This window comes from Bacillus sp. NS1 (assembly GCF_058248265.1).
Genome location: NZ_JBZAZF010000001.1, coordinates 804,712 through 830,088, shown reverse-complemented (window position 1 = coordinate 830,088; position 25,377 = coordinate 804,712). Strand labels below are relative to the sequence as shown.

Genomic DNA, 25,377 nt, shown 5'->3' with positions numbered 1-25,377 from the left:
TTTTCCAAGAAAGTGTCAATGTAAAACAAAAACCGGCATATAGCCGGTCTTTATTTTACTTTCTGCAAACGGAGCGCATTCAGAACAACGGAAACGGAGCTGAACGCCATTGCTGCTCCTGCTATCCATGGCGCTAAAAATCCAAGCGCTGCGATTGGGATGCCTAGGCTGTTATAGCCAAGCGCCCAGAATAAGTTTTGTTTAATGTTTTTCATTGTTAATCTGCTCATGCGAATTGCGTCGGCAATGCTGTTCAGATCGCCGCGAATAAGCGTAATGTCTGCCGTTTCCATGGCAATGTCCGTGCCTGTTCCAATCGCCATGCCGATATCGGCTGTGGCAAGCGCCGGCGCATCGTTAATTCCATCGCCTACCATGGCCGTCTGGCGGCCTTCTTTTTGCAGGCGGGAAATTTCTGCTGCTTTTTGTTCCGGAAGGACTTCCGCAATGACACTCGTAATTCCCGCTTCCTTCGCAATTGCTTCAGCGGTTCTGCGATTGTCTCCTGTCATCATGATGACATCCAGGCCCAACTCTTTTAGACGGGCTACTGCTGCCCGTGACGTGTCTTTTATTGTATCGGCAACCGCTACAAGCCCGGCGGCTTCACCATCAATGGAGACAAGCATAGCTGTTTTCCCTTCTGCCTCAAGTTCTTCCATTTGGGCAAGAAGTGCTCCATGCTCAACCTGTTCGCTCTCCATTAACTTTCTTGTGCCGACGAGAATGGTTTTGCCTCCTGCTTCAGCCAAAATGCCTGCGCCAACCTTTGCTTCAAAGCGGGTCAGCTTCGGTATCTCAAGCCCTTTTTCTTTCACGCCCGCAACAATCGCTTCACCGAGCGGATGCTCCGATCCCGTTTCAGCTGCAGCCGCAAATTGCAGCAGATCTGCTTCTTCAAAACGGCCGAATGGAATGGCATCTGTCAGCTGCGGCTTCCCGTTTGTCACAGTTCCGGTTTTATCGAGAACAATTGTATCAAGACGATGTGTTTTTTCTAAATGCTCACCGCCTTTAAAAAGAATCCCGAATTCAGCAGCGCGCCCAGATCCAGCCATAATACTTGTCGGAGTGGCAAGGCCTAGGGCGCATGGGCAGGCAATGACAAGAACCGCAATAAACTTGCTGATGGCTTCGGCAAAATCGCCGGGAGCCGCCCAAAGATACCAAATGAGGAAAGTGAGAACGGCAATCCCCAATACGACGGGTACAAAAATACCGGAAATCTGATCGGCGAGACGCTGGATCGGCGCTTTTGACCCTTGTGCTTCCTCGACAATTTTGATGATATGAGAAAGTGCCGTATCCTTTCCGACGTTGACAGCTTTAATTTTCAGGAAGCCGTTTGAGTTCACGGTTGCACCTGTCGCGCTGTCACCTGGATTTTTGTCAACAGGAAGACTTTCGCCTGTGATCATTGACTCATCTACAGCCGAGCGGCCTTCAACCACTTCTCCGTCGACAGGAATTCGTTCGCCCGGTTTGACGTAAACAATGTCATTAACTAGTACTTCGTCTATCGGAATGATTTGCTCCTGTCCGTTTCTTACGACAGTCGCTGTCTTCGCTTGAAGTTTCATCAGCTTTTTAATGGCATCCGAAGAACGGCCCTTTGCTTTTGTTTCAAACAGCTTGCCTAATAAAATCAGTGTCAGCAAAATCGCGCTTGTTTCATAATAAAGACCGTCTGTATGTCCATGGGAACCGATGCTTTGGATGGTAAGATAAAGGCTGTAAGCGTAAGCAGCCGTCGTACCTAGCGCGACCAATACATCCATATTGGCGCTTTTATTTCTGAGCGCCTTATACGCACCCGCATAAAACGGCCAGCCGATCAGAAACTGGACTGGTGTCGCCAGCGCAAACTGCATCCACGGATTGAGAAATATATCCGGCACCCAAATAAACGATGTAAACGTAAAATGGCTCACCATCGCCCAAAGCAATGGAAACGACAGAACCGCTGAAAAGATCAGTCTCACCATTTGCTTCCGTTCTTCTTTCTTTTTAGAAGATGCTGCTTCACCTTCTACATCGCCCTTGGGCTTAAGTTTATATCCCAGCTTATCTACCACTTCTATCAAATCGCCGGCAGACGCTTCTTTTGGATTGTACTCAACCGTAACCGTTTCTAAAGCGAAGTTTACAGGAGCATTTGTGACGCCTTCTATTTTGTTAAGACGCTTTTCAATCCGATTGGCGCAGGCTGCACAAGTCATGCCTTCAATATCGAATTCAGCTTTTTCTGTTACGACGTGATAGCCCAGCTTTTCTATTTTTTCCTGAATCGCTGCAGCCCCTGTCTCAGCGGGATCGTAGGTGACATTTGACGTTTCCATTGCCAGATTGACATTGGCATCCTTCACACCGGGCATCCGCTTCAAACCTTTTTCAATTCTGGAGGCACATGCCGCACAGGTCATACCCGATACCTGCATCGCGATTTCCTTTTGTTCACTCAATATACTCACTCCTTTATATACGCCAGGGGGGTATATAAAAATGAAAGAAATATCGCGCCTCCCTAAAGGCGCGACACCTCGAATCAATCGGCTACATCATAGCCCTGATCTTCTATCGCATCCGCAATGTCCTTGACTGATACTTTGTCAGCATCAAACGAAACATCGACTTTTCCCGCTTCCAGATTGACATGAACAGCACTGACGCCGTCCAGTTCCCCTACGCTCGTTTCCACAGCTTTGACGCAGTGCTGACAAGACATTCCTTCAACTTGCAATGTTTTTTGTTCCATTTGAATTCCTCCTGTTTATCTTTCTGTTTTCATCCTACCATACCCCCGTAGGGTATTACAACAAAAAAAGACTTTATGATTTTGTGAACTTTTTAAATACGTCCAAAAGCTCAGAAATGGCCTGCTCCCCGTCTCCGCTTTTGATTGCATCTGCTACACAATGATGGGCATGGTCCTCAAGCAAGTGGAGAGCCACCTTTTGCATTGCCGCCTGAACAGCTGAAATTTGCACAAGAATGTCTACACAATATCTATCGTTTTCCACCATATTTTGAATGCCTCTGACCTGGCCTTCAATCCGCTTTAGCCTGTTTGTGATTTGATCCTTTTCTTTTGAGCTTTTATGGTTTAATGCTTTATGTTCGTTATGCTTCTCCATGCGTACACCTCTGTTTCTTATATTAATTCCCATTATACTGATTGTCCAAACTGTTGTCTAAGCATGCCGCCGCAAAAAAATGAATCAGTTAGGTTTTACCATTTTCATAAAAGGGTATATACCTTTTGTGAAAACGCTTTTAAAGGGGAGAAGAAAAGTGGATACGATAAAGGTTGGGATATTAGGGTACGGACTGTCTGGTTCTGTTTTTCATGCGCCGCTGCTTGCCGTTCTGGATGAGTATCACATCAGCAAAGTTATGACATCACGGACAGAAGAAGTAAAACGGGATTTTCCTGATGCAGAAGTTGTGCATGAACTTGAGGACATGACAAATGACCCGGCCATTGAGCTTGTCATCGTCACTACCCCGAGCGGGCTTCATTACGAGCACGCTATGGCATGCATTCAGGCCGGAAAACACGTGGTGATGGAAAAACCGATGACAGCGACGGCCGAAGAGGGTGAGAAATTAAAGAAGGCTGCTGATGAAAAAGGTGTTTTGTTAAGTGTCTATCATAACCGGCGCTGGGATAACGACTTTTTAACGATTAAAAAGCTAATTGCTGACGGATCCCTTGAAGATATCAATACATATCAAGTCTCCTATGACCGCTACAAACCTGAGGTTCAAGCGCGGTGGCGGGAAAAAGAAGGTGCTGCCACTGGTACATTGTATGATCTCGGCTCTCATATCATAGACCAAGCCCTCCATTTGTTCGGAATGCCAAAAGCTGTTACTGCAAACGTGATGGCCCAGCGTGAAAATGCTGAAACTGTTGACTATTTTCATTTGATAATGGATTACGGCAAGCTCCAAGCCATTCTGTACGGAGGATCGATCGTTCCTGCAAATGGGCCTCGTTATCAAATCCACGGGCAGCATTCAAGCTTTATAAAATACGGAATCGACGGACAGGAAGACGCACTCAGAGCAGGAAGAAAACCGGAGGATGACAGCTGGGGAGCGGATGATCCGGAATTTTACGGACAGCTGACAACCGTTCATGGCACAGACAAAAAAACAGAAACCATTTCATCGGTAAATGGCTCCTATCTTACCTATTACCGCAAAATAGCGGAAAGTATACGGGAAGGGGCTGCGCTGCCTGTTACCGCTGAAGAAGGAATTGATGTCATCCGCATCATTGAAGCCACGATGAAAAGCAGTGAAGAGAAACGTACCATTATACTGGAGCAATAAACAAAAGCCTCCCCTGATAAAAGGGGAGGCTTTTTCATTAAAATGTTTTTCCTGCTTCTTTCGCACGCGCAATCGCGTCTTCCTTGATTTGCTGTGCTTTATCAGGCTCCGCATTATGTCCCTCTACGAAAATGCCATCGAAGGATGGTACGCCGAAGAAGTTCATCATGATGCCGATGTAGCGGTGGCCCATTTCCATTTCAGCCGCAGGCCCTTCTGAATAGTAGCCGCCGCGTGCTTGGATATGAATCGCTTTTTTATCAGTTAACAAGCCGATAGGGCCTTGTTCAGTGTATTTGAATGATTTTCCTGCAACTGCAACAGAATCAAGATATGCTTTCATCACTGGCGGGAATGAGAAGTTCCATAAAGGAGTAACGAATACATACTTATCAGCAGATGCAAATTGATCGCTAAGCTCTCCCAGACGGCCCACTTTCGCTTTTTCGGTTTCAGAAAGCTCTTCAAAGCCTGTGCCTGACTGAAGCTTGCCCCAGCCGCTGAATACATCCGCGTCAATGTGAGGGATGTTTTCTTTGTACAAATCGATATGTACAACTTCATCATTTGGATTCGCTTCTTTGTAAGATTCAATAAATGCTTTACCTGTTGCCATACTGTAAGAAGTAGCTTCATCATGCGGGTGAGCAGTGATATACAATACTTTTGCCATTTTTACCAGCCCTTTCGTTTTTAAGATCACACATCAATTATTATCATACAGATGCATTATGATTATTCTGTCTCTCTTAGACTTTATTATAGGGATAATAAAAATTACTTTCAAGTAAAATATCTCGAATTAAAGATTATTTTACTTCTCAAAAGCTGTCCGTAAGCCGGAATACAGCGCGGAGAGCTCTTTGCTGATCCGCGGGTAATAAGGAACATGCGGCACTTGTATATCCCCCGGCATACTTTTCATCAAAGCGGATTGCTCAGCTTGTTCAAAAAACGCCCGCAGCTGGTTGGTCTCTTCTTCAGAAAACGGAGCAGGCGGACGATGGTGGGCTTGGGCCGAGAGCAAATAATACCCTAAGTGCTGAGCACCGGAAATGGCAGGCCAGAGCGCATCCGCATGAGTGTTAGGAAATTCCCCAAGCGCCTTGTCATACGCATCCCTAAGCCTGACAAGGCTCACCCTTAACTTGTGTTCGTCTGCTTTCTGCCCGGTTAACAGTTTCTCCATAAACTGCCCTTCCAGCCGGATGACGTCCCGCATCAGTTCAGGCAGCCGCTTCGTTGAAAACCGTCTCCACAAAAGCATCGTTCCCAATAGTCCGATCACGCTCCCGACAGCTACATCCGTCAGCCTCGCTATCATAAAATAACCGACGTCCGCGCCGCCATGCATGCTTTCTGTTATGACAAGCGCGTTTGCGGTCAAAAAAGGAACCGCCAGTGCATAATTGCGGACAATCAGCAACTCAAGAAGACATTGCAGCGCTGCAATACATAAAGCAATATAAGCACCGCCCGGCTTAACAAACAGGATTGCGCCTGCCAGCCCAACACCGATCACGGTTCCGATTGAACGCTGAATGGCCCTGTGAAGCGTAAAGACAGCAGTAGTGCCAAGCATGACCGCTGCTGCCGAAAGCGGAATCCAATAGGAGCGTGCAAAACCGAATGTGAGGGCAAACATATCGGCGGCAAACAGCACAATCCCGTACTTTAACGCCCGTATCAAAATCGGAGACTGCCAGTCAAAGGCATTTCTCAAAAAGTAAAAAGAGGCTGGCAGACGGCTCGGTTCCCCATCCAGCTGCTTAACAAACCGCCCTGAAGCGATATGCAAAGCCTCATTGATTTCTCCAAACAGCTTCCGGCTGGATTCTGATTCATTCTCGTTAACCTGAAATGCACTGGAAACACGGGCATGCCCAAGCATATCGCCGGTTTGACGGAGTGCCTTTTCAATCTGTGCCTTCTCTCCGTCTGGCGTTTCAGCTGAAAAATGAATAATCGCTAGAAATATGTCGTCAGCTTTTTCGAGCAGGCGGAAAAACCGTTCATCATGCCGTGATTTTTTCCGCCTGTTCCCCTTGCCGAGAACCGTTTGACGACCTGTTCTGAGCATAAGCACCGTCTGATGCTGCGCGTTATGAAAGCCTGGCGTCCCGACGGCCGAAAGACATGCTGCCAGCTGATGATATGTTTTTTGCAGCACCGCCTCCTCCGGTCCATGCTTGTTCCACAACCAACCGATCAGGGCGATGCCCATGGCGAAAATGCCGCCGAGAAACGTCAGTCCCGCTCTGAACAGCGCTTGTGAGGAATCGGCCGGCAGCCCGGAGCTGACTAAAAAAGCTAGGACAAAAAACATTGGCGCAGGGCCTTGTATACCGAGCGCGCTAAAAATAAACATTGCTGCTGCACCGATCAGGCCCAGGACAGCCGCCATCATCCAAACCATCCCGGACAAAAGCGTGCCCAATCCAAATGAGAGGGCAATCCCAATAGAAACCAAGAACAGCTTCAAAGCGCGCTTTTTGTACGATTCTCCGCCCGCATATAAATAAACAAAGCCCCCGATGCTTGCAGTTAAACCATAATCCGTGTGACCCGCCAATGCGCCGATCAGCACAGGAAACCCTGAAGCGATGCCTGATCCGATTGCCTTTTTCAAAGGAAAGGGATTTGCATGAATGCGAAAGGCATCCTTCACGATGCTTGGCATGGTTCTTTGATTGTTCTCAGCAGTCTTGTTCATATGACAAAATCCTTTTCCATGAATGTGTAGAACTCTTCCCGTTTATTCGCTATAGTATGCCCAAAAAACGTTAAAAAAGCAGAGACCCTACCGTCTCTGCCTTTTTCACATTAATTTATTCGCAATATCCTGAATCGGTTTGATCCAGTTGCTGTACGTCAGCTCGGCCGCTTTTTTCCGATCCTTCTCTTTACATGCCTGAATGATTTGTTCATGTTCTTCAATTGAATTTTGCGGCGATTTAAAAAAAAGATATTCAAGCCGAAGAATATGCATATGAAGAACAGATGTGAAATTGCGGATATATTCATTATTGGCCGCATCAATCATGACATCATGAAACGCTTTATCAAGCCCAAGCACCTCATAGATTTCATTTCGGTTAATAGCCGCCTTCATTTGCTGATTGATCGCTGCCATCTCCTCCAAGTGGGATGACTGAATGTTTTCGATTGCCAGTTCGGCAGCGGTTGATTGCAGAGCCGCCATTGGCGGATACACCTTGAAAACATCGTTTTTTTCAATTTGTGAAATTCTTGTTTCTTTCCCCGGTGACATTTCAACAAAGCCTTGTACTGCCAATAATTGCAGAGCTTCTCTGACTGGTGTTCTGCTGACGCCAAGCGCTTTCGCTAACTCGTCGTCATTGATTTTTTCTCCGGGACCGAGAATGCCTTCTACGATCCATTTTTGAATTTGTTCCAATGCAATCGTTTTAGCAGTCTGCCTGACAGGCTTCGGAGTATTTGACGGGATTGGCATAAAAGCATCACCTCTGAATATTGGTTTGTTTTTTTAACGCCGCCGGCTTGCCGGCACTCTTCTTTTGCGATAGAACAAAAATCATTACTAAAATACACGCCGCCCCTGCCGCTTGGTATAATCCAAAGGACACACCCAGCCACAGAATGGAGGATGCCACTGCGGCAACCGGCTCAGTGCAGCCGAGCATGCTTGCTTCTTGCGGAAATAAATATTTCAAGCTTGTCAAATACATATAAAAACCCAATAACGTGCCAAAAATGACTATAAAACCGATTGATACGCTCGCAGACATTGTCCATCCCTGTATATCAACGTCCCATGGGGGATGGATAAAGCTCATGCCAATGCCGCCGATCAGCATTCCCCAGCCAATTACGAGAGCAGATCCCCAGTTTTTCAAGAGTGAGCTGGAGTATAGCGTATAAAAGGCAAGAGCCGCGGCAGAAAGCAGTCCCCATATGACAGACAAAGACGAGACAGTTAAATTATTAATACTTCCATTAGTCAGCAGTAAAAAAGTGCCCCCCAAAGCCAGCACAAGTGCACAAATATCTGCTAAGTGAAAGGAATTCTTCCGGGTCACAAGCATAAACAGCACAATCATAACGGGTGCCAAGTACTGAAGAAGCGTAGCAACAGCTGCATTTCCTGTTTCAATTGAAGCTAAAAATGTATACTGAACGCCGAGCATGCCGGCAATCCCGAAAACTATCAGCTTGATAGCCGATTGTTGATCCTTCCATATCTCCCACACCGCACGTCTGTTTTTACCGGCAGATATGATAATCAGCACAAGCAGGCCTGATAAAAGCAAGCGCACGGTGACAAGCCACTCCACGGACACATCACTTGTTTCAAACAAATGCTGTGCAACAGTTCCTGATAATCCCCAAAAAGCAGCTCCGACAATGACCATAAAAAAACCGTACATCCGTTGTTTTTGAGTCGCCAACATACATCCTCCTGACAAGTAATATGCAATATATTACATATTATATCGTTTCACTTTTCTAAAAACAAAGATTTTTTACAAAAATAAAAAACAGCGCCTGTCAGCACTGCTTTGTTGCATGACTCTCCTTTAAGAGAAGATGAATAAAAAATATAGGATAAATCAATAGATACCCATTAAACAGCCACCAAACAAGATCGAAGTCCCGGCTGAATGTCCAGAATGAAATCGCCTGAAGGCCTGAACAACAGGTCAGCACAAGAGAAATCAGCGCTATCAGCTTCCAGTCAGCACTGTTCTTCCGCTGCAAGTACAAGCTGTACAATCCTGTGAAAGAGATCAGGATATCCAGCGGGAAAAACGACCAGTTCCAGGCGATCATAAACGGATGGTCATGATGTTTAAAAGCCCAGCTTTCCGGTATCAGCGAAAACCCAGCTGACAGCCAGTACAAGATAAAACCGATATCAGTCACGAGAAAAAACAGTTTCATATTTCTCATTTGTACTGCCCACTTTTATGTACCAGCTCAGACTGCGTCCCATGATCGATCAGGTTTAAAGACACAACACCGGCGATAATCAATCCGATTGAAATGAGTTTCATGACGCTAACATTCTCTTGAAAAAACAAAAAACCAACGACTGTAATCAGGACAATTCCCATCCCTGACCATACAGCATAAGCAACAGAGACATCAATTGATTTTAGCGTAAGCGTCAGAAAGAAAAGACTCCCGCCATAAAAGAAAATCAACAGCACACTGGGAGTAAGCTTTGTAAAACCAGACGATAGCTTCATGCTGACCGTCCCGGCAACTTCAAACAGAATCGCTAAGCATAGAAACACCCAATTCACCTAACTTCAGCCTCCCCATCAGCTGTTATGCCGTTAAATAATACATCTACAATCGATTCAAGAACCTCTCCTGTCGTAAACTGATGTTTGAGCGGATATTCTGGGTCATACACTTGGTTGATGCTTCCTATATACATGTGAACAAACAGGTCCGGATTAATGTCTCTGATTCTCTTTTGCTGTTTGCACTCGTTTAATAATTCAAGGACAACTGTCCATTCTTCCTTAATAAACGTATCTAATGTAAGCCACGCATCGTAATGGTATTTCTTCAGTTCACTTAATAATCCCATATTCAGCAGTTCCATCCCCTGTGGAAGACCGATCAGCATTTTTTTCACTTTTTCGAGCACGTCTAAATTTTCATTTTCATAGATGTCTCTTTCCATTTGCTTCATCTCTGCGATAAATTGCTCGACAAACGCTTCCGCAAGCTTGTCTTTTGATGAATAATGCGCATAGAGCGTCCGCTTACTCGTTCCCAGCGCTGCTGCCAAATCATTCATCGTAAATGAAAATCCTTTCTGCCTGATCAGCCGGATGGTTTCCTCTAGAATTCTATTTTTCAAATCAATCCCCTCGCTTCTGGTACTAAAAAAACTATTTTGGTACCAGAATTATACGACAGAAATTTATGGAAATCAACAACACATAAAAAAAACCACTCCCAAAAGGAGAGGTTTAAAAGACACTGCGGACCAAACCGCCGTCCGCCCGAAGCGCCGCGCCATTGATCGCAGAGGAAAGCGGGCTGCTTAAAAATGTAACGAAGTGGGCGATTTCTTCCGGACGAATCAGTCTTTGAATAATAGATGTCGGCCGGTTTTCTTTCATAAAACGTGCCTCAGCTTCTTGAACAGTCAGGTTTTCACCAGGATACAGCGAATTCAGCATGGTTTCCACACCCTCTGTTAAGGTAGAACCCGGCATGACAGTGTTGACTGTGACATTTGTGCCGGTTGCCAGCTCCGCCAAACTGCGGGAAATGGACAGCTGCATCGTTTTTGTCGCACTGTAATGGGCCATTTCCTGTGACGGCATAATCGCCGCTTCACTGGCAATGAAAATCACACGCCCTTCTTTTTTCTCTATCATGTTGTGCAAATACTTGCGTGTCAGCCTTACACCGCTCATAATATTCACTTCAAAAAAACGAAACCATTCATCATCGGGAATATCAAAGTACTCCGCCGGTTCAAAAATCCCTAAATTGTTGACCAAAATATCAACGTGCGGATATGCCTGAAACAGCTCATTGCAGCCTTCTTCTGTTCCCAAATCAAATGCAGCCGGATATAGGACCGCTTCAGAATGTTGTGCGTTCAATTCATCTATCGTCTGATTCACTTTCTCTTCCCGGCGTCCGTTAATGATCACTGCCGCGCCTTCTTCAGCTAACGAAGAGGCAATGGCTTTTCCGATCCCAGATGTCGAACCAGTCACCAGTGCGGTTTTTCCTTGTAAATTCAGCTTCATCCGTTCATCCCTCCGTTTTTGATTCCTCTTATTTATTGACAGAAATGCGTTTGGTGAAACATCTGCTCTGCAATCAGTATGAAACAGCTGGGATTGAAATGGAAGTACGCACTTTTTGGTGCCTGTGATCTGAAGAAAAAATAAAGCAGAACCCCCTTAAGAGGTTCTGCTTTATTGTCAGTATGTATGGAGACGGTGGGAGTCGAACCCACGTCCAGAAACATCGATTACTTAAGCGTCTACGAGCGTAGCCTGCATATTTATGGTTTCACTCATCTTCTTGCCTGCGGGCGGGCCTTCCGAGAGCTAGTCTGTTCATCTCTTCTTACGTTCTCAGACGGGAACGCAAGCGTAGCCTACTTGGATGTGCTCTTCACAGACACATAGGCAATGTCAGGAAGAGCTCGCTGCGCTTATTAGGCAGCTAATGCTACGTTTTGGTTAAAACTGTTAGTTTTGCCAGTTATATTTAGATGCGTGTTTACGAGATCGCCTCTCGGCTCGCAGCTCAAGCTCGATCCATCCCTGTCGAATCCGTAACGTCCCCTTGGTATAAGGGAAATACGGGAGAAAATAATCAAGCTCTCACTCAAACTGGCTACAGTCTTATTATAACATGATCACGGCTCTTTTCAATTGTCAAATCCTTCTAATGAATAGCGTTGTGATCTGATCGTGAACACAGTATAGCACAGGCCTGATTTTTGAATCAAGCACTATGCCTTTAGAAACCTTTTTGACTGTCTCTGAACGCTCTTTCGATTTCCCGCTTCGCGTCCTTGCGCTTCAAGTCTTCCCGTTTGTCATAGTTCTTCTTCCCTTTTCCAAGGCCGAGAAGCACTTTGGCAAAGCCGTTTTTCAAATACAGCTTCAGCGGAACGAGAGAATAGCCTTTTTCCTTTGTTAGCCCGATCAGCTTATTAATCTCCTTGCGGTGCATTAACAGCTTTCTCGTCCGAAGCGGATCGTGGTTATAGCGGTTTCCCTGCTCATACGGACTGACGTGCATATTGTGGAGAAACACTTCTCCCCGTTCGATTTTGGCGAAGGAATCCTTAAGGTTTACACGGCCGGCACGAATCGATTTAATTTCGGTTCCTTGCAGCACGATGCCTGTTTCATAGGTTTCTTCTATAAAATAATCGTGATTGGCTTTCTTATTTTGAGATAATACTTTTCCTGACCCTTTTGGCATGCCAGAACCTCCTCTCTCTAAGGAAAAACTGTCCACCTTTTGCGATACGCTCTATTTTACCAAATGTCACGTACCGCTACAATGAAAAGCTGTTTCCGAAAGAAAGCAAATAGAGCACTGCGGCCCTATTTGCTGGTTGAGCTGCTATTTCTTTTTTTTCCGTTTCTGTTTCGGCGCGTTTTGGAAGCCACGTTTTTTCTTTTTCTTCTTCGGCTTCGTGAACCACTCCCCTTTTTCCTCAGACGGAGCTGGAGAAACAGGTGTATTGGTGCTTTGGACGCGCTTTCTGGCAGGCTTTCCGCGTTTTCTGCTCCGACTGCTGTCAAGTTCTCTCGGACGCCGCGGAGTGCCTTTCATGCCGACGATTTCAAAGTCGATATTGCGCTCGTCTTTATTAACATCGACAACCTTGACAGTGATTTCATCTCCAATGCGGAAGACGTTGCCCGTCCGCTCGCCAATCATCGCAAAATGCTGTTCGTCAAAGCGATAGTAGTCATCCGTCATAAAGCTGACGTGGACAAGTCCTTCGATTGTATTCGGCAGCTCGACGAACATTCCGAAGTTTGTCACGGAGCTAATCATGCCGTCAAACTCTTCACCGATTTTATCAAGCATGAATTCGGCTTTTTTCAGATCATCCGTTTCACGCTCGGCGTCAACTGCACGGCGCTCCATTGTTGATGTATGTTCGGCGATGTCCGGCAGGCGTTCAGCCCACTTTTCCTGTGTCGATTCATCGACCTTGCCGTTGATTAAATACGTTCTGATCAGACGGTGAACGATTAAGTCCGGATAACGGCGGATCGGCGATGTGAAATGCGTATAGAATTCAGTTGACAGGCCAAAGTGCCCCAAGCTTTGCGGGTCGTATTTCGCTTGTTTCATCGAACGGAGCATGACAGTAGATATCACAGTTTCCTCAGGTCTGTCACGAACAGCGTCCAGAATGCTTTGCAGTGCGCGCGGATGAATATCTCCCGCGGTTCCTTTCACCACATAGCCAAATGTCGTTACGAACTCTAAAAACTTTTGCAGCTTTTCAGCATTCGGCTCTTCGTGAATCCGGTATATAAACGGTACGTTCATCCAGTGGAAATGCTCCGCTACTGTTTCGTTCGCCACAAGCATAAATTCTTCAATCAGCTTCTCGGCGACAGAGCGTTCTCTGATGACAACGTCTTTAACCGCTCCTTCTTCATCGACAAGCACCTTTGCTTCTTTAAAATCAAAATCAACGGCGCCGCGGTTCATCCGCTTATCGCGCAGAATTTGAGCCAGGCGCTCCATGTCTCTGAACATTGGAACAAGAGGCTCGTATTTTTGTTTCAGCTCTTCATCATCGTCAACAAGAATTTTATTCACATCTGAATAAGTCATTCTTTCCGTTGTTTTGATGACACTTTGGAAGATCTCATGCTCTGTCACCTGTCCCTGACTGTTAATTGTCATTTCACAAGAAAGTGTCAGGCGGTCGACCTTTGGATTTAAGGAACAAATGCCGTTTGACAGCCTGTGCGGAATCATTGGGATGACACGGTCAACCAAATACACACTCGTCCCTCTTTCAAGCGCTTCTTTGTCAATTGGCGAGTTTTCGGTAACGTAATGGCTGACATCAGCAATGTGAACGCCAAGTTTATAGCTTCCGTCATCAAGCTTTGTCACGGTAACTGCATCATCCAAATCCTTCGCGTCCGCCCCATCAATGGTGACAATCACCTGGTCACGGAGATCGCGGCGGTCTTTCAGATCTTTTTCATCAATTGTGTCAGGTGTACTCGTTGCCTGCTCCATCGCGTCAGCAGGGAATTCTCCCGGCAGGCCATGCTTATGAATGACTGATAAAATATCGATGCCTGGATCATTTTTGTGGCCGAGAATGGTTTCAATCTCGCCCTCTGCGTTCATGCGGCCTTCAGGATAGCTCGTCAGCTTGACAACAACCTTGTGCCCTTCCGCAGCTCCGTTTTTCCCGTTTTTCGGGATAAAGATGTCACTCGTGATTTTTTTGTCATCCGGAATGACAAAGCCGAAGTTTCTTGTTTCTGTATAGGTACCGACAACCCGCTGAATCGCTCTTTCTAATATGCGGATGACGGTTCCTTCCTGTCTGGAGCCGCTTGACTGTGAATTCAAACGAACCATAACGATATCGCCGTTCATTGCCGTATTCAGCTCATTAGGCGGAATAAACACATCGCTTAATGACGTATCTTCAGGCAGCAAAAAGGCGAATCCTTTTGCATGTGCTGAAATCTTTCCTTTTATTAAATTCATCTTCTCCGGAATGCCGTAGCGGTCGCTTCTCGTCCGTACGATAAGCCCTTTTTCCTCTAGCGCAACCAACGCTTTGACGAGCTCTTTAAATTCCTCGGCTTCCGTAATCTGTAACATCTCCTCAAGTTCCTGAACTGTCAGGGGCTTGTACGCCTCTTCCTTCATAAACGAGAGAAGCTTATCCATAAATGCTTCTTTTTCCATTATCCAACCTCCTGTTGATTACCAATCGAGCTTCTCTAAAAATTCATACACATCCTGATGGACGAGGTCACGTTCTTTGTCTAGCGTAATGACATGGCCTGATTCCTCGTACCATTTCAAATGTTTATCATCGGTTTCCACTTCGTTGTAAATAATATTGGCGCTTTCAGTATTAATCATGTGATCATGACGAGCCTGCACCACAAATGTCGGTGAATAAATCATATCGACATTGTTCCGTACATCGGCTATTAAGTCTTGCAGCGCCTTGAGAGTGTTCATCGGCGTTTTTTCGAATTCCTTCATTTCCTCTTCAATTTGCTCCGGGCTTTTCCCCTCGAATTTTTTGTAATTGCGAGCGTATGAAAGGACCCCCTGATACATGACCTCTTCACTCTTAATGTGCATCGGTGCGCACATTGGAACAATTCCCTTTATGGGTACAGTGTAACCCAATTTCAGCGAAAAAACCCCGCCAAGCGACAGTCCGCAGGCAGCAATGCTCTCATAGCCTTCAGATTTCAAGTATTCATAACCATCCATCACGTTTTTCCACCAGTCTTCAGGCCCCGTATGTACTAATTCTTCAGGTGGCACGCCGTGTCCTTCATATTGAGGCGCGTGGCACGTATAGCCCCGTTCATTCAAGTAACGTCCCAGCATTCTTACATCTGCTGTATTTCCTGTAAAGCCATGCAGCAAAAGCACCGCTTTGTCTCCGCCTTTAAATGTAAATGGTTTTGGTGTCACAACTTTCATGCTCATGTCTCCCTTTCTATCTGCACGATCATTTTAGTTTTCCACAGTTTGATCAGAAAAAAACGCTCTGAATATCAGCCAGAAACGTGAAAAAGGCCTGACTTCACATCAGACCTTATACAAACATTGCCCTATAGGATATAAGCAAGCGCAATCGTTAACACGAAAAACAAGACTGCCAGCACAACCGTGATGCGGTGCAAAATCAAATCAAGACCTCTTGCTTTTTGTTTCCCGAAGAGCTGCTCCGCTCCGCCTGAAATCGCACCAGATAATCCGGCGCTTTTACTGGATTGAAGCAAAACGACAATAATAAGTGCAATGCTGACGATAACCAATAAGGTAATCAAAACCGCGTGCATCCCTTACACCTCCAGACTCACTGGCCTACATTACTTCTATTTTACATGAAAAGAGTTGGCATGTCACGCTGTATCAGACGCCAAAAGCGGGATAAGACGTATGATCTTGGTTACCCTATTCATATGAAAAGGTCAAAAGGAGAAAAACAATGCCCCTTATCAGCATAGCCAGCAGAAAACATCTTTATTATGAGGAATATGGACAGGGAATTCCCATCATTTTCATCCACCCGCCGGGCATGGGACGCAAGGTTTTTTATTATCAGCGCCTTCTCTCCGAGCATTTCAGGGTGATTTTTCCCGATTTAAGCGGCCACGGCGACAGTGACCATGCGGATCAGCCAGCTTCTATTTCTTATTACGCAAACGAGATCGTGCAATTCATGGACGCTCTGCACATTGATAAGGCTGTGTTATTCGGATATTCTGCCGGTGGCTTAATCGCACAGCACATCGGCTTTACCCGCCCGGACAAAGTGTCGCATCTTGTTCTGTCCGGCGCTTACCCCGCTGTTCATAACGTAATCGGAGAAAAGATTCACAAGACGGGGATGTACCTGCTTGAGAAAAACGCCGGTTTGCTCATAAAAATCCTTGCCGTCAGCCACACAAAAAACAAAGAACTTCGACACCTATTAACAGGCCATATGAAAAAAGCAGACCTTTCCCATTGGCATCTGTATTATCAGGATTCGCTACGCTACAACTGCATTAAACAGCTGCCCCGTTTACACATGCCAATGCTGTTTATGTATGGCGGCCTGCGAGACTGGACCTTCCCAGCCTCAGGCTATTACCGTAAAGCTTGCAGCCATGCCGAATTTTTCAGATTGGAATATCAGGGGCATCAGCTGCCGACAAAACAATGGAAAACATGCAACGAACTGGTGACAGGGTTTGTGTTGACACATCATTCATAGGGATAGAAAACGCTTGGTCTCCTTGCGTTTTCTGGATTAATCATTGACTTTTGTCAATGAAATCATAGTAAAAAAGATCCTCAAATTTCAAATTAAAATAATGAAGCATTTTTCCGATCACAAGCTGCCCCGGCCGTCTTTCACCATTCAGCACGCGGCTCAGTGTGGCGGGTGAGACTCCGATTTCCAGCGCAAGCTGATTAAGGGAATAATCGTTATTGACCATATACTGCAAGACATAATCACGTCTAATCTGTATCTTTTCTACTGGCACTTTCCTCACCTTCCGTTCCTGAAAAAACTTTTTTCTATACTTTTACATTACGGCTTATGTTAACTTTTGTCAATACATTTCCAGCCTACCTATTTCCTTTAGTCAATAAACATACTAAAATATGAGTAACAGTGAAGGACGGGGTGAGACATATGGAAAGCTTTGGCGAACAATTGCGGGCATTGCGCGAAGAGAGAAAGTTAACAGTCAACCAGCTGGCAACTTATTCAGGTGTAAGCGCAGCCGGCATCTCCAGAATCGAAAACGGCAAACGGGGCGTTCCCAAACCTGCCACCATCAAAAAACTGGCTGAAGCCTTAAAAATTCCTTATGAAGGGCTTATGTATAAGGCTGGTTACATCGAAGAAGTGCATGAAGCCAGGGCTCCTTATGACACGAAGTGCATGCTGCTTGAAAAAGCGGAGGCCTATGACCTGACAAACCTTGCTCTTCTTGAGAATGAAAAGTGGCAATATCTCAATAAAGAAGATTTGCTCATGCTGGATCATTATTTTTCATTTATTTCAGACGAAGCCAAAAAACGGTCTGCTGATGACTAACTCTTGATAGAAATGTGAGGCGATCACCATGTCACCGTTCGGACAGCAATTACGGGAGCTGCGCCGCGCCCGCAAACTGACAGTCAATCAGCTTGCGGTATACTCAGGCATCAGCTCGGCCACCATTTCAAAAATTGAAAACGGCAAGCGCGGCACGCCAAAACCTGCCACTATCAAAAAACTGGCGGCCGTGCTGAAAGTGCCCTACGAGAACCTGATGGCTGCCGCAGGCCATATTCGGGCCTTTCCTGAAGAAATCCGAGAAGCTTCGGAAAGCTATCAGTCCATATATGAAATTTACCAGACGGCTGTCACGCGAGAAGCAGAGCACCTCCCGATTTTCAACAGCCAAAAATGGGAACACCTTTCAAAGCAGGATATTGAAAATCTCAGCAAATACTTCGATTTTTTAGCTTCGGAAGCGAAAAAACGCGCCTCTTCTTCATAATCCTCTGTGTCTCTTTCTGCATTTTATCAATCACGCTTGCATACCTTCCCTCGTTATTTGCGTTATAATAGTGTCAGACGAGGTGAAAAGTATGAACCAATCAGAAATGTGTCCTAGATTTGAAAAAGCAGTCGACATCTTGAGCAAACGCTGGGTCGCTTTGATCGTATTTCAGCTCTTGAACGGGTCGCAGCGATTTAGCGAAATTGAAGCAGCACTTCCAAATCTAAGCGGCAGAGTTCTGTCAGAACGGCTGAAAGAACTTGAGCTTGAAGGAGTGGTGAAGCGGGATGTCATCCCTGAAACTCCGGTTCGCATCGAATATTCATTGACCGATAAAGGAAAGGCGCTAGCCCCCATTTTAGGTGAGATTTCTAAATGGGCGACGGATTGGATTGACCCTTCCTTTCTTGACTAATTACCAAAACGGTTCTGATCTCAAAGGCGAGAAAAGAGCCGTTTTTTTATTTTTCATTTTCCAGGTGAAAAAAAAATTTCTCAGCCGATATATAGTACATCCACACACATTACGATCTTAAAGGAGACCACTTATATGCGACTGACGATTTCCCGCAAATTCAGCCTGGTATTTTTGACACTGATCCTGATCAATTTACTTGTAGGCGGAATAGGCGTTTTTAATATGCAGCATATCATTCAAAAGACAGATGAAATCAACACAAAATGGATTGACGGCATCAAAGAAATTACATCGATTAATTATTTAACCGAGCACCTGTCTTCTAAAGAAAAGGATTTTCTGATTTACACAGACAAAAGCAAAATGGATACGCTTGATCAAGAAATGAATCAGATTCTTGAAGACATCAATCAAAAGCTTGATAGCTACAAAAAAACAATTTCCAATGATAAAGAACAGAAATTGTTTGAGAAGCTTCAAAATGAAGTGAATGCCTATGCTGATATTCATGCGCAAATTATAGAAAGCGGACGCACGAATGACATGGACAAAGCAAGAGGTTTATTGGTGCAGACTGAGGCCAGCTTTGAGGATATGAAAATATCAGTCACTCAGCTCGTTGACTTTAATAAAGAAGGCAGCAACACAGCGGTAAAAGAAACAAAGGATGTATATCATAAGGGGCTCATTTACACGGCTTCGCTTTTGGCAGCTTCGATCATTATCAGCATTTTCATCTGGTTTTATATTACGAGAAACATTGTAAAGCCTATCATTCGCATGAAGGAATCTGCCAATCATATTGCCGAGGGAGATCTGTCGAATGACATGGAGCCGCTCAATTCAAAAGACGAGCTGGGCGATCTGAACGAAGCGCTGCAAAAAATGGTTGGCAATCTGAGAGATATTGTCGGATACTCCAAAGAAATATCAAGCCGGGTGCTTTCTTCTTCACAAGTACTGGCAACCGCAACGAATGAAACAAGATCCGGCAGCAAACATATTACCGAGACGATGAACGAAATGGCTGAGGGCTCTGAACAGCAGGCCCAAGACGCCGTGACGATTGCCGAATCGATGAATGAGTTCACAGAAAGCATTGATAAAGCCTATAATCATGGCATCACCATCAGCGATACGTCTCAAAACGTTCTCGAACTCGCAGTAAGCGGAAACGAAAATATGGATACGTCATTACAGCAAATGAAAACCATCCATCATATCGTTCAGGAAGCTGTGCATAAAGTGAGATCACTGGAACAGCATTCTCAAGATATCAACAAGCTCGTTCAGGTCATCAACGGCATTGCCGAGCAAACGAATTTGCTGTCACTTAACGCTGCGATTGAAGCTGCCCGCGCAGGAGAAAGCGGCAAAGGCTTCGCTGTTGTGGCAGAGGAGGTCAGAAAGCTGGCTGACGGCGTTTCTGATTCCGTGCAGGATATCACCCGGATTGTCAACGGCACACAGCAGGAAATCTACACCGTTATTGAATACTTGGAAAGCAGCTTTACAGAAGTCGAAAAAGGAACAGAAAACCTGACAGGCACCGGCCAAGCTATGCAGCATATCAAACAATCCGTCACTCACGTTGCAGATAGCATTAAGGAAGTAACGGATGGCCTGAAGCAGTTAACCAACCAGTCGATTACCATCAATCAATCGATCGAAAATATCGCTTCTGTATCTGAAGAGTCGGCCGCCGGCATTGAAGAAACATTTTCGATTACCGAGCAATCCGCCCATTCCATGGATCAAGTGCTACAGAATGCCGAAGAGCTTGAGCAGCTGGCGAAAGAGCTTAATGAGAAAATGAATCAGTTTACCATTTAAATAGAAAAAAGAGGCTGGAGTCATCCAAGCCTCTTTTTCTATTCTATGCTGCTGTTTGAATACGTTTCTCTCTGGTTCGTTTTTTCTTCACGGGATTTAATGCCCGCTCCAGCCAAGCCATAAGCAAATCAGCAGCAACCGCCATTACCGCAGTCGGAATTGCGCCGGCGAGAATAATCGCTGTTCCGTTTGTCGCGTTTGAGCCGCGGACGATCATATCTCCGAGGCCGCCGGCGCCGACAAATGTGCCGATCGCTGTAATCCCGATGGCAATGACGAGAGCCGTGCGCAAGCCTGCCATAATGACAGAAAGCGCGAGTGGAAGCTCAACCATCCGGAGCACCTGGAATTTCGTCATGCCCATCGCTTTTCCCGATTCTAGGTAGGCATGTTCAATGCTGACAATGCCTGTGTACGTGTTTCGGATAATCGGCAAAAGGGAATACAGAAATAATGATACAATCACGGTGTTTGCGCCGAGCCCCATGACAAGCATTAATACAGCCAGCATGGCGAGCGCTGGGATTGTTTGGATGACATTTGTTACGGCGAACACCCAGGCTGACAAGCGGCGATAATGCGCAATGAGGATTCCGACCGGAACCCCGACGACAGCGGCAAACAATACGCCGTAAGCCGACATGAGAAAGTGGCGGCCGAATTCATCCATGACGTAGCTGCCGTTCTGCGCGTAATACGTCATTAACTGTTCAAGCACCTTCATTGGCTTTGTCCCCCTTTCACGACTCGAAGTAGTGGTGCTTTTCTAAATATTCCTTGGCAACGACAGACGGTTCTTTTAGATGGCCGTCGACTTCATAGTTAAGCTCCTGCATTGTGGCTGTGTCGATTTCCCCGATCATTTTCTGGATGACGCCTTCAAGCTCAGGATGTTCTTTGAGCACTTGTTCCGGAACAACCGGAGAGCAGTCGTACGGCGGGAAAAATTGCTTATCATCCTTTAGCATTTTAAGACCATAGGACTTGATTCTTCCATCAGTCGAATACGCAAGCACAATGTCCATTTTTCCGTTCTTCACCGCGTCATACACAAGCCCGATCTGCATTGGATACGTGCCTCCGAATGTCATGCCGTAGGTTTTCGTAAAGTCTTTATAGCCGTTTCCCTTGAGCTTCATCCAATAGTTGTCAACACCCAGCTTTAATTGCGGCGCCCATTTTTTAACGTCTGATACGTTTTCTAAATGATATTGATCGGCCAGCTTCTTGCTGACCGTAAAGGCATATGTATTATCAAACCCGTAGGAGTCATACCATTTTAAATCATATCTTTTTTTAAATTCCCGCTGTGTCAGCGCCAGCGCTTTCTCCGGATCTTTCTCAGGATCCATTCTCAGCGTTCCTGTCAGCGCGTCTCCCGTATATCTTGTGGCCGCAATGTCGATTTCCCCGTTCATTAAAGCCTGCTGCTGTACCGCGTTGGAACCGAGATTTTTAATGGTTGTTGTTTTAAGATCAGTATGGTGTTCGATTAGCTGGCCAAGCATGCTGGCGATGATTTCTGATTCGCTCATGCTTTGCGCGCCGATTTTAATGGTCTGGTCCGAAGCGGCGCTGAGACCTGGAAGCGAACAGCCGCTCAACGTCAGCATTGCTGCAAGCGTTAAACCGATCATCCATTTGAGATATTTTCTTTTCATGAGCCGCCTCCTTATGAAACTTCCTTTAATCTCTGCATGCCGGCAGGTGTAAGTTTTCGTTCAGTCATTGCCAGCACATAATCAATCACAATCGCCAATATCGTGACAGGCACCGCGCCCCCAATGATATATTCCGGCTGATATAAATTCAGTCCGATAAAAATATAGTCACCTAATCCGCCGCCTCCGATAAAGGAAGCAAGCGTGGCCCAGCCGATTAAGTAAATCGTCGATGTTCTGATTCCCGCCATGATGACAGGTGCGGCAAGCGGCAGCTCCACCAGGCGGACTTGTTCAGCCGGCGTCATTCCGATGCCTTTGCCAGACTCGAGCAGATTTTTGTTGACGCCCCGAATGCCGGTGTACGTGTTGCGCAGAATCGGCAGAACGGAGTAGAAAAACAAAGCCACAATGGCTGGAACCTTCCCGATACCCAAGAGCGGAATAAAGAAGGCGAGAATCGCCAGACTCGGCAGCGTTTGAATGATGTTGACGATACCGATAATGGTGCCGGCTCCCTTTTTCATTCTAGTAAGCACAACCCCGAGGGGGACAGCTACGAGCACACCTAAAATGACAGCAATGAGCGATATCGTGATATGCTCATATGTTTTATAAAGGAGTTCGCCCCCGTTGGTTTGCAAAAATTGAATAATATGATGCATGACTTGTCGCCTCCCTATGACAATACCGCGAGCTGCTTTTCTTCTCCCCAGAGGGAGTCATACACAATGTCGACCAGACTCGCTCTAGTCACAATTCCGATTAAGCGCCGATTTTCATCCACAACAGGGACATATTTGACACCCCGTTTTAAAATTTTGCGGACCGTGTCGCGCAGCAATGTGCCGCCCAATACTGTGTAAAGATCTTCATGCAGAACCTCTCCTACAAGATTGGCTTTTTTCCGGCATTGATCAATGATTTCAACATCCACATAGCCTCGGAGAACGTGCTCGTCATCAACGACAAGCAATGAATCGACACGCTCCTGCCTCATCAGCTGAATCGCTTCAGAAAGCGTTTTATCCGAGGTGATCGTTACAGGCTGCGTGTTCATAATTTGGTCAACCCGTTCCACATCCGGGCTGGATGATTGAATCAGCCGCTCTTTGCCGATAAATTCCTCAACAAATTCGTCTGCCGGATTTCTCAAAATGTCGTCGGGCGTTCCAACTTGAACGATTTCTCCCGCTTTTAAAATCACAATCCGATCTGCCAGCTTAATCGCTTCATCCATATCGTGGGTAACAAATACGATGGTTTTATGTAAGGTTTTTTGCAGTTTTTTAAATTCTTCCTGAAGGGAATCCCTCGTAATTGGGTCGAGTGCCCCAAACGGTTCATCCATTAAGATAAGCGGAGGCTCCGCGGCAAGTGCCCGTAATACACCAATTCGCTGCTGCTGTCCCCCGCTTAATTCATGAGGGTAACGGTCTAAATATTCTGGCCCCATATCGACCAATTTCAAAAGCTCACGCGCCCGTTCTTTCCGCTGCTGCTCCGGCCACTTCAGCAGTTTAGGGACAAGTGAAATGTTCTGCTGAATGGTCATATGGGGAAACAGGCCGATCTGCTGTATCACATAGCCAATTTTACGCCTAAGTTCTACAGGATCCTGTTCCATGATGTTTTCGCCGTCAATGAAAATCTTGCCGGCGGAAGGCTCAATTAATCGGTTAATCATTTTCATTGTTGTCGTCTTCCCGCATCCGCTCGGGCCGATAAAACAGATAAATTCGCCTTTTGCAATCTTAAGATTCACGTTGTTCACGGCTTTTTTGCCGCCTTTGTATGTTTTCGAGACATTTTCTAATGTCAGCAAACATCGCACCTCCAAAGTTAAATTTATTCAATTCGTTCAGTTTATATTTAATTTTTCAGACAATTGAATGCTTCTCATTATAGAATAAAGTTTATAAAATAAAAAGTTTACAATTTGTTCATATTGTTTATAAAGTATGTGTAAGCGCTGATTTACCCGCATTGACCTGTGATGATCTCCTTATTGCTCCAATTTCCTGCCAAATTCTCTAGTTACAGCATTTCCGCCGTATCAAAAATGTGGTATATTGACATCGGAATTGTTAGCTGAAAGGATTGAAACCGTTGGAGAAAGATCCGTTAACGATCATTGAACAAGCTGAGGACCATTTAATAGAAAGAATCGCGGAAAACATGCATGCATTTGGAATGCCCTCTACTGTCGGACGTGTGCTGGGCATTATTTATATGAATCGAAAACCGATGACGCTGGCCGAATTATCTGAAGCGACCGGCATGAGCAAAACACGCATGAGCCAGGTTGTGCGGGAAATGCTTGATGCCAACATCGCCGAGAAAGTGTTTGAAAAGGGCGTGCGAAAAGATTTATATGAGGTTGAGCAGGACTACTATCAAACGTTTATCACGCTGTTTACAGCTACTTGGAGCAAAGTCGTCAGCAAAAACAAAATGATGCATAAAAAACTCAATCGGGAACTGCTCAGCGTCTTGGATGAAGAGCTTACCCCTGAAGCGGAAGAAAAAGCGAATGAGCTGCTGAAGGAATTAAAGGAATGGCTCGATTATTATAATTGGCTCGGGCGATTGATTGAATTTTTTGAAAGCGAAGAGATTTTTAAATATGTGCCGAAGCCTTAAAAAACGCCCTGTCATTCACAAGGCGTTTTTTCTTATGCGGCAACGGCCAGATTTTTCTTCTTTTTCTTTTTAATCGGGCTTAACGCGCGTTCAAGCCAGCCCATGACCAAATCGGCAATCACCGCCATCAGAGCTGTGGGGATCGCGCCCGCTAATATGATCGCGGTTCCGTTTGTTGCGTTTGATCCCCTGACGATGATATCCCCCAGCCCGCCTGCACCGACAAATGTCCCGATGGCCGTAATGCCGATGGCAATGACAAGCGCTGTGCGCAGGCCGGCCATAATGACAGAAAGCGCCAGCGGAAGCTCGACCATCCGCAATACTTGAAATTTTGTCATTCCCATCGCTTTTCCGGATTCAAGATAGGCGTGTTCAATGCTGATAATGCCTGTGTACGTATTTCTGATAATCGGCAGAAGAGAATACAGAAATAATGACAAAATCACCGTATTAGCGCCCAGCCCCATGACAAGCATCAGTACGGCGAGCATGGCGAGAGCCGGGATGGTCTGTATGACGTTCGTCACCGCAAAAACCCATCCGCTTAAAGTTCTGTATCTGGCGATCAGGATGCCAAGCGGAATTCCAACAATGGCGGCAAACAAAACGCCGTACACCGACATCAGAAAATGGCGGTAAAACTCCTGCATCACGTAACCGCCGTTTTGCGAATAGTAAGTGCCAAGCTGCTGTAGTACTTCCATATGATCCG

28 protein-coding genes and 1 other RNA gene are annotated in these 25,377 nt (G+C 45.7%); 7 read left to right on the top strand and 22 right to left on the bottom strand.

The annotated features are described in order from the left end of the window. Window positions 1-50: 50 nt before the first annotated feature. From copA to csoR, 3 genes are all read right to left on the bottom strand, one after another. A complete protein-coding gene (gene copA / locus AC4CV5_RS04145; RefSeq protein ID WP_166848405.1) occupies window positions 51-2,462 on the bottom strand; it encodes a copper-exporting P-type ATPase CopA in 2,412 nt (803 codons plus the stop codon). A gap of 83 nt (window positions 2,463-2,545) precedes the next feature. Beyond that, on the bottom strand, window positions 2,546-2,755 hold the full coding sequence (copZ, locus tag AC4CV5_RS04140; protein WP_040081817.1) for a copper chaperone CopZ: 210 nt from the start codon (window positions 2,753-2,755) through the stop codon (window positions 2,546-2,548). Between the two features lie 73 nt (window positions 2,756-2,828). Beyond that, window positions 2,829-3,134 (bottom strand): copper-sensing transcriptional repressor CsoR, encoded by a 306-nt coding sequence (csoR, locus tag AC4CV5_RS04135; protein WP_166848403.1) that lies wholly within the window; start codon window positions 3,132-3,134, stop codon window positions 2,829-2,831. Window positions 3,135-3,261: 127 nt separating this feature from the next. Between csoR and AC4CV5_RS04130 the strand changes: the two genes are divergently transcribed. Continuing rightward, entirely contained in the window at window positions 3,262-4,338 is a 1,077-nt protein-coding gene (locus AC4CV5_RS04130; RefSeq protein WP_490922118.1) for an oxidoreductase, read from the top strand. A 37-nt stretch (window positions 4,339-4,375) separates the two neighbouring features. On the opposite strand, the gene azoRB is transcribed toward AC4CV5_RS04130, so the two are convergent. The 13 genes from azoRB to secG all read right to left on the bottom strand — a co-directional run bounded on the left by azoRB (window position 4,376) and on the right by secG (window position 15,902). Next, a complete protein-coding gene (azoRB, locus tag AC4CV5_RS04125) occupies window positions 4,376-5,011 on the bottom strand; it encodes an FMN-dependent NADH-azoreductase AzoRB (protein ID WP_166848397.1) in 636 nt (211 codons plus the stop codon). Window positions 5,012-5,152: 141 nt separating this feature from the next. Continuing rightward, window positions 5,153-7,051: an FUSC family protein gene (locus AC4CV5_RS04120; RefSeq protein ID WP_490922117.1), complete on the bottom strand. Its 1,899-nt coding sequence runs from the start codon at window positions 7,049-7,051 to the stop codon at window positions 5,153-5,155. A 105-nt stretch (window positions 7,052-7,156) separates the two neighbouring features. Then, the gene (locus AC4CV5_RS04115; protein WP_222142029.1) at window positions 7,157-7,813 is read right to left on the bottom strand and encodes a GntR family transcriptional regulator; all 657 of its coding nucleotides are present in this window, start codon (window positions 7,811-7,813) and stop codon (window positions 7,157-7,159) included. Between the two features lie 7 nt (window positions 7,814-7,820). Beyond that, window positions 7,821-8,768, bottom strand: a complete 948-nt coding sequence (locus AC4CV5_RS04110; protein ID WP_326222084.1) for an EamA family transporter — start codon at window positions 8,766-8,768, stop codon at window positions 7,821-7,823. Between the two features lie 100 nt (window positions 8,769-8,868). After that, window positions 8,869-9,270 (bottom strand): YvaD family protein, encoded by a 402-nt coding sequence (locus tag AC4CV5_RS04105; RefSeq protein ID WP_326222085.1) that lies wholly within the window; start codon window positions 9,268-9,270, stop codon window positions 8,869-8,871. Further along, window positions 9,267-9,626: a DMT family transporter gene (locus AC4CV5_RS04100; RefSeq protein WP_166848385.1), complete on the bottom strand. Its 360-nt coding sequence runs from the start codon at window positions 9,624-9,626 to the stop codon at window positions 9,267-9,269. The genes AC4CV5_RS04105 and AC4CV5_RS04100 overlap by 4 nt, the downstream gene beginning before the upstream one ends. Beyond that, window positions 9,623-10,195, bottom strand: coding sequence for a TetR/AcrR family transcriptional regulator (locus AC4CV5_RS04095; protein ID WP_222142031.1), 573 nt, complete (start codon window positions 10,193-10,195; stop codon window positions 9,623-9,625). Before AC4CV5_RS04095 ends, AC4CV5_RS04100 begins: the two co-directional genes overlap by 4 nt. A gap of 112 nt (window positions 10,196-10,307) precedes the next feature. Next, on the bottom strand, window positions 10,308-11,102 hold the full coding sequence (locus AC4CV5_RS04090; protein WP_166848380.1) for an SDR family NAD(P)-dependent oxidoreductase: 795 nt from the start codon (window positions 11,100-11,102) through the stop codon (window positions 10,308-10,310). Between the two features lie 184 nt (window positions 11,103-11,286). After that, window positions 11,287-11,649: a transfer-messenger RNA gene (gene ssrA / locus AC4CV5_RS04085) on the bottom strand. A gap of 177 nt (window positions 11,650-11,826) precedes the next feature. Continuing rightward, window positions 11,827-12,297, bottom strand: a complete 471-nt coding sequence (gene smpB / locus AC4CV5_RS04080; protein WP_003220025.1) for an SsrA-binding protein — start codon at window positions 12,295-12,297, stop codon at window positions 11,827-11,829. 144 nt (window positions 12,298-12,441) lie between these two features. Then, a complete protein-coding gene (gene rnr, locus AC4CV5_RS04075; protein ID WP_166848377.1) occupies window positions 12,442-14,781 on the bottom strand; it encodes a ribonuclease R in 2,340 nt (779 codons plus the stop codon). Between the two features lie 18 nt (window positions 14,782-14,799). Continuing rightward, a complete protein-coding gene (locus AC4CV5_RS04070) occupies window positions 14,800-15,540 on the bottom strand; it encodes an alpha/beta hydrolase (protein ID WP_017695159.1) in 741 nt (246 codons plus the stop codon). Between the two features lie 131 nt (window positions 15,541-15,671). Beyond that, entirely contained in the window at window positions 15,672-15,902 is a 231-nt protein-coding gene (secG, locus tag AC4CV5_RS04065; RefSeq protein ID WP_003220028.1) for a preprotein translocase subunit SecG, read from the bottom strand. A 149-nt stretch (window positions 15,903-16,051) separates the two neighbouring features. Between secG and AC4CV5_RS04060 the strand changes: the two genes are divergently transcribed. Continuing rightward, a complete protein-coding gene (locus tag AC4CV5_RS04060; RefSeq protein WP_490922116.1) occupies window positions 16,052-16,822 on the top strand; it encodes an alpha/beta fold hydrolase in 771 nt (256 codons plus the stop codon). Window positions 16,823-16,862: 40 nt separating this feature from the next. Here the strand turns inward: AC4CV5_RS04060 and AC4CV5_RS04055 are convergent, their stop codons facing one another. After that, a complete protein-coding gene (locus AC4CV5_RS04055) occupies window positions 16,863-17,096 on the bottom strand; it encodes a helix-turn-helix domain-containing protein (RefSeq protein WP_003220031.1) in 234 nt (77 codons plus the stop codon). Between the two features lie 152 nt (window positions 17,097-17,248). Here AC4CV5_RS04055 and rghR point away from each other — a divergent pair, with 152 nt between their 5' ends. The 4 genes from rghR to AC4CV5_RS04035 all read left to right on the top strand — a co-directional run bounded on the left by rghR (window position 17,249) and on the right by AC4CV5_RS04035 (window position 20,358). Further along, on the top strand, window positions 17,249-17,656 hold the full coding sequence (gene rghR / locus AC4CV5_RS04050) for a transcriptional repressor RghR (protein WP_166848371.1): 408 nt from the start codon (window positions 17,249-17,251) through the stop codon (window positions 17,654-17,656). A gap of 28 nt (window positions 17,657-17,684) precedes the next feature. After that, entirely contained in the window at window positions 17,685-18,104 is a 420-nt protein-coding gene (locus AC4CV5_RS04045; RefSeq protein WP_166848369.1) for a helix-turn-helix domain-containing protein, read from the top strand. A gap of 91 nt (window positions 18,105-18,195) precedes the next feature. Further along, window positions 18,196-18,522: a catDE operon transcriptional regulator CatR gene (catR, locus tag AC4CV5_RS04040; protein ID WP_003220037.1), complete on the top strand. Its 327-nt coding sequence runs from the start codon at window positions 18,196-18,198 to the stop codon at window positions 18,520-18,522. Window positions 18,523-18,657: 135 nt separating this feature from the next. Then, the gene (locus AC4CV5_RS04035) at window positions 18,658-20,358 is read left to right on the top strand and encodes a methyl-accepting chemotaxis protein (RefSeq protein WP_166848366.1); all 1,701 of its coding nucleotides are present in this window, start codon (window positions 18,658-18,660) and stop codon (window positions 20,356-20,358) included. A 43-nt stretch (window positions 20,359-20,401) separates the two neighbouring features. On the opposite strand, the gene opuBD is transcribed toward AC4CV5_RS04035, so the two are convergent. From opuBD to opuBA, 4 genes are read right to left on the bottom strand one after another with little or no spacing between them, the layout of a single operon-like run. Continuing rightward, window positions 20,402-21,082, bottom strand: a complete 681-nt coding sequence (gene opuBD / locus AC4CV5_RS04030) for a choline ABC transporter permease OpuBD (protein WP_326222090.1) — start codon at window positions 21,080-21,082, stop codon at window positions 20,402-20,404. A gap of 16 nt (window positions 21,083-21,098) precedes the next feature. Continuing rightward, on the bottom strand, window positions 21,099-22,019 hold the full coding sequence (opuBC, locus tag AC4CV5_RS04025; protein ID WP_490922115.1) for a choline ABC transporter substrate-binding lipoprotein OpuBC: 921 nt from the start codon (window positions 22,017-22,019) through the stop codon (window positions 21,099-21,101). An 11-nt stretch (window positions 22,020-22,030) separates the two neighbouring features. Continuing rightward, window positions 22,031-22,684, bottom strand: coding sequence for a choline ABC transporter permease OpuBB (gene opuBB / locus AC4CV5_RS04020; RefSeq protein WP_490922114.1), 654 nt, complete (start codon window positions 22,682-22,684; stop codon window positions 22,031-22,033). 14 nt (window positions 22,685-22,698) lie between these two features. Then, window positions 22,699-23,844, bottom strand: coding sequence for a choline ABC transporter ATP-binding protein OpuBA (gene opuBA, locus AC4CV5_RS04015; protein ID WP_373922995.1), 1,146 nt, complete (start codon window positions 23,842-23,844; stop codon window positions 22,699-22,701). 284 nt (window positions 23,845-24,128) lie between these two features. On the opposite strand from opuBA, the gene AC4CV5_RS04010 reads away from it, so the two are divergent. Then, on the top strand, window positions 24,129-24,662 hold the full coding sequence (locus tag AC4CV5_RS04010; RefSeq protein WP_166848351.1) for a GbsR/MarR family transcriptional regulator: 534 nt from the start codon (window positions 24,129-24,131) through the stop codon (window positions 24,660-24,662). Window positions 24,663-24,694: 32 nt separating this feature from the next. Here AC4CV5_RS04010 and opuCD read toward each other — a convergent pair whose 3' ends face one another. Further along, complete coding sequence (gene opuCD / locus AC4CV5_RS04005) at window positions 24,695-25,369, bottom strand: glycine betaine/carnitine/choline/choline sulfate ABC transporter permease OpuCD (protein ID WP_222142041.1); 675 nt, start codon at window positions 25,367-25,369, stop codon at window positions 24,695-24,697. Window positions 25,370-25,377: the final 8 nt, after the last annotated feature.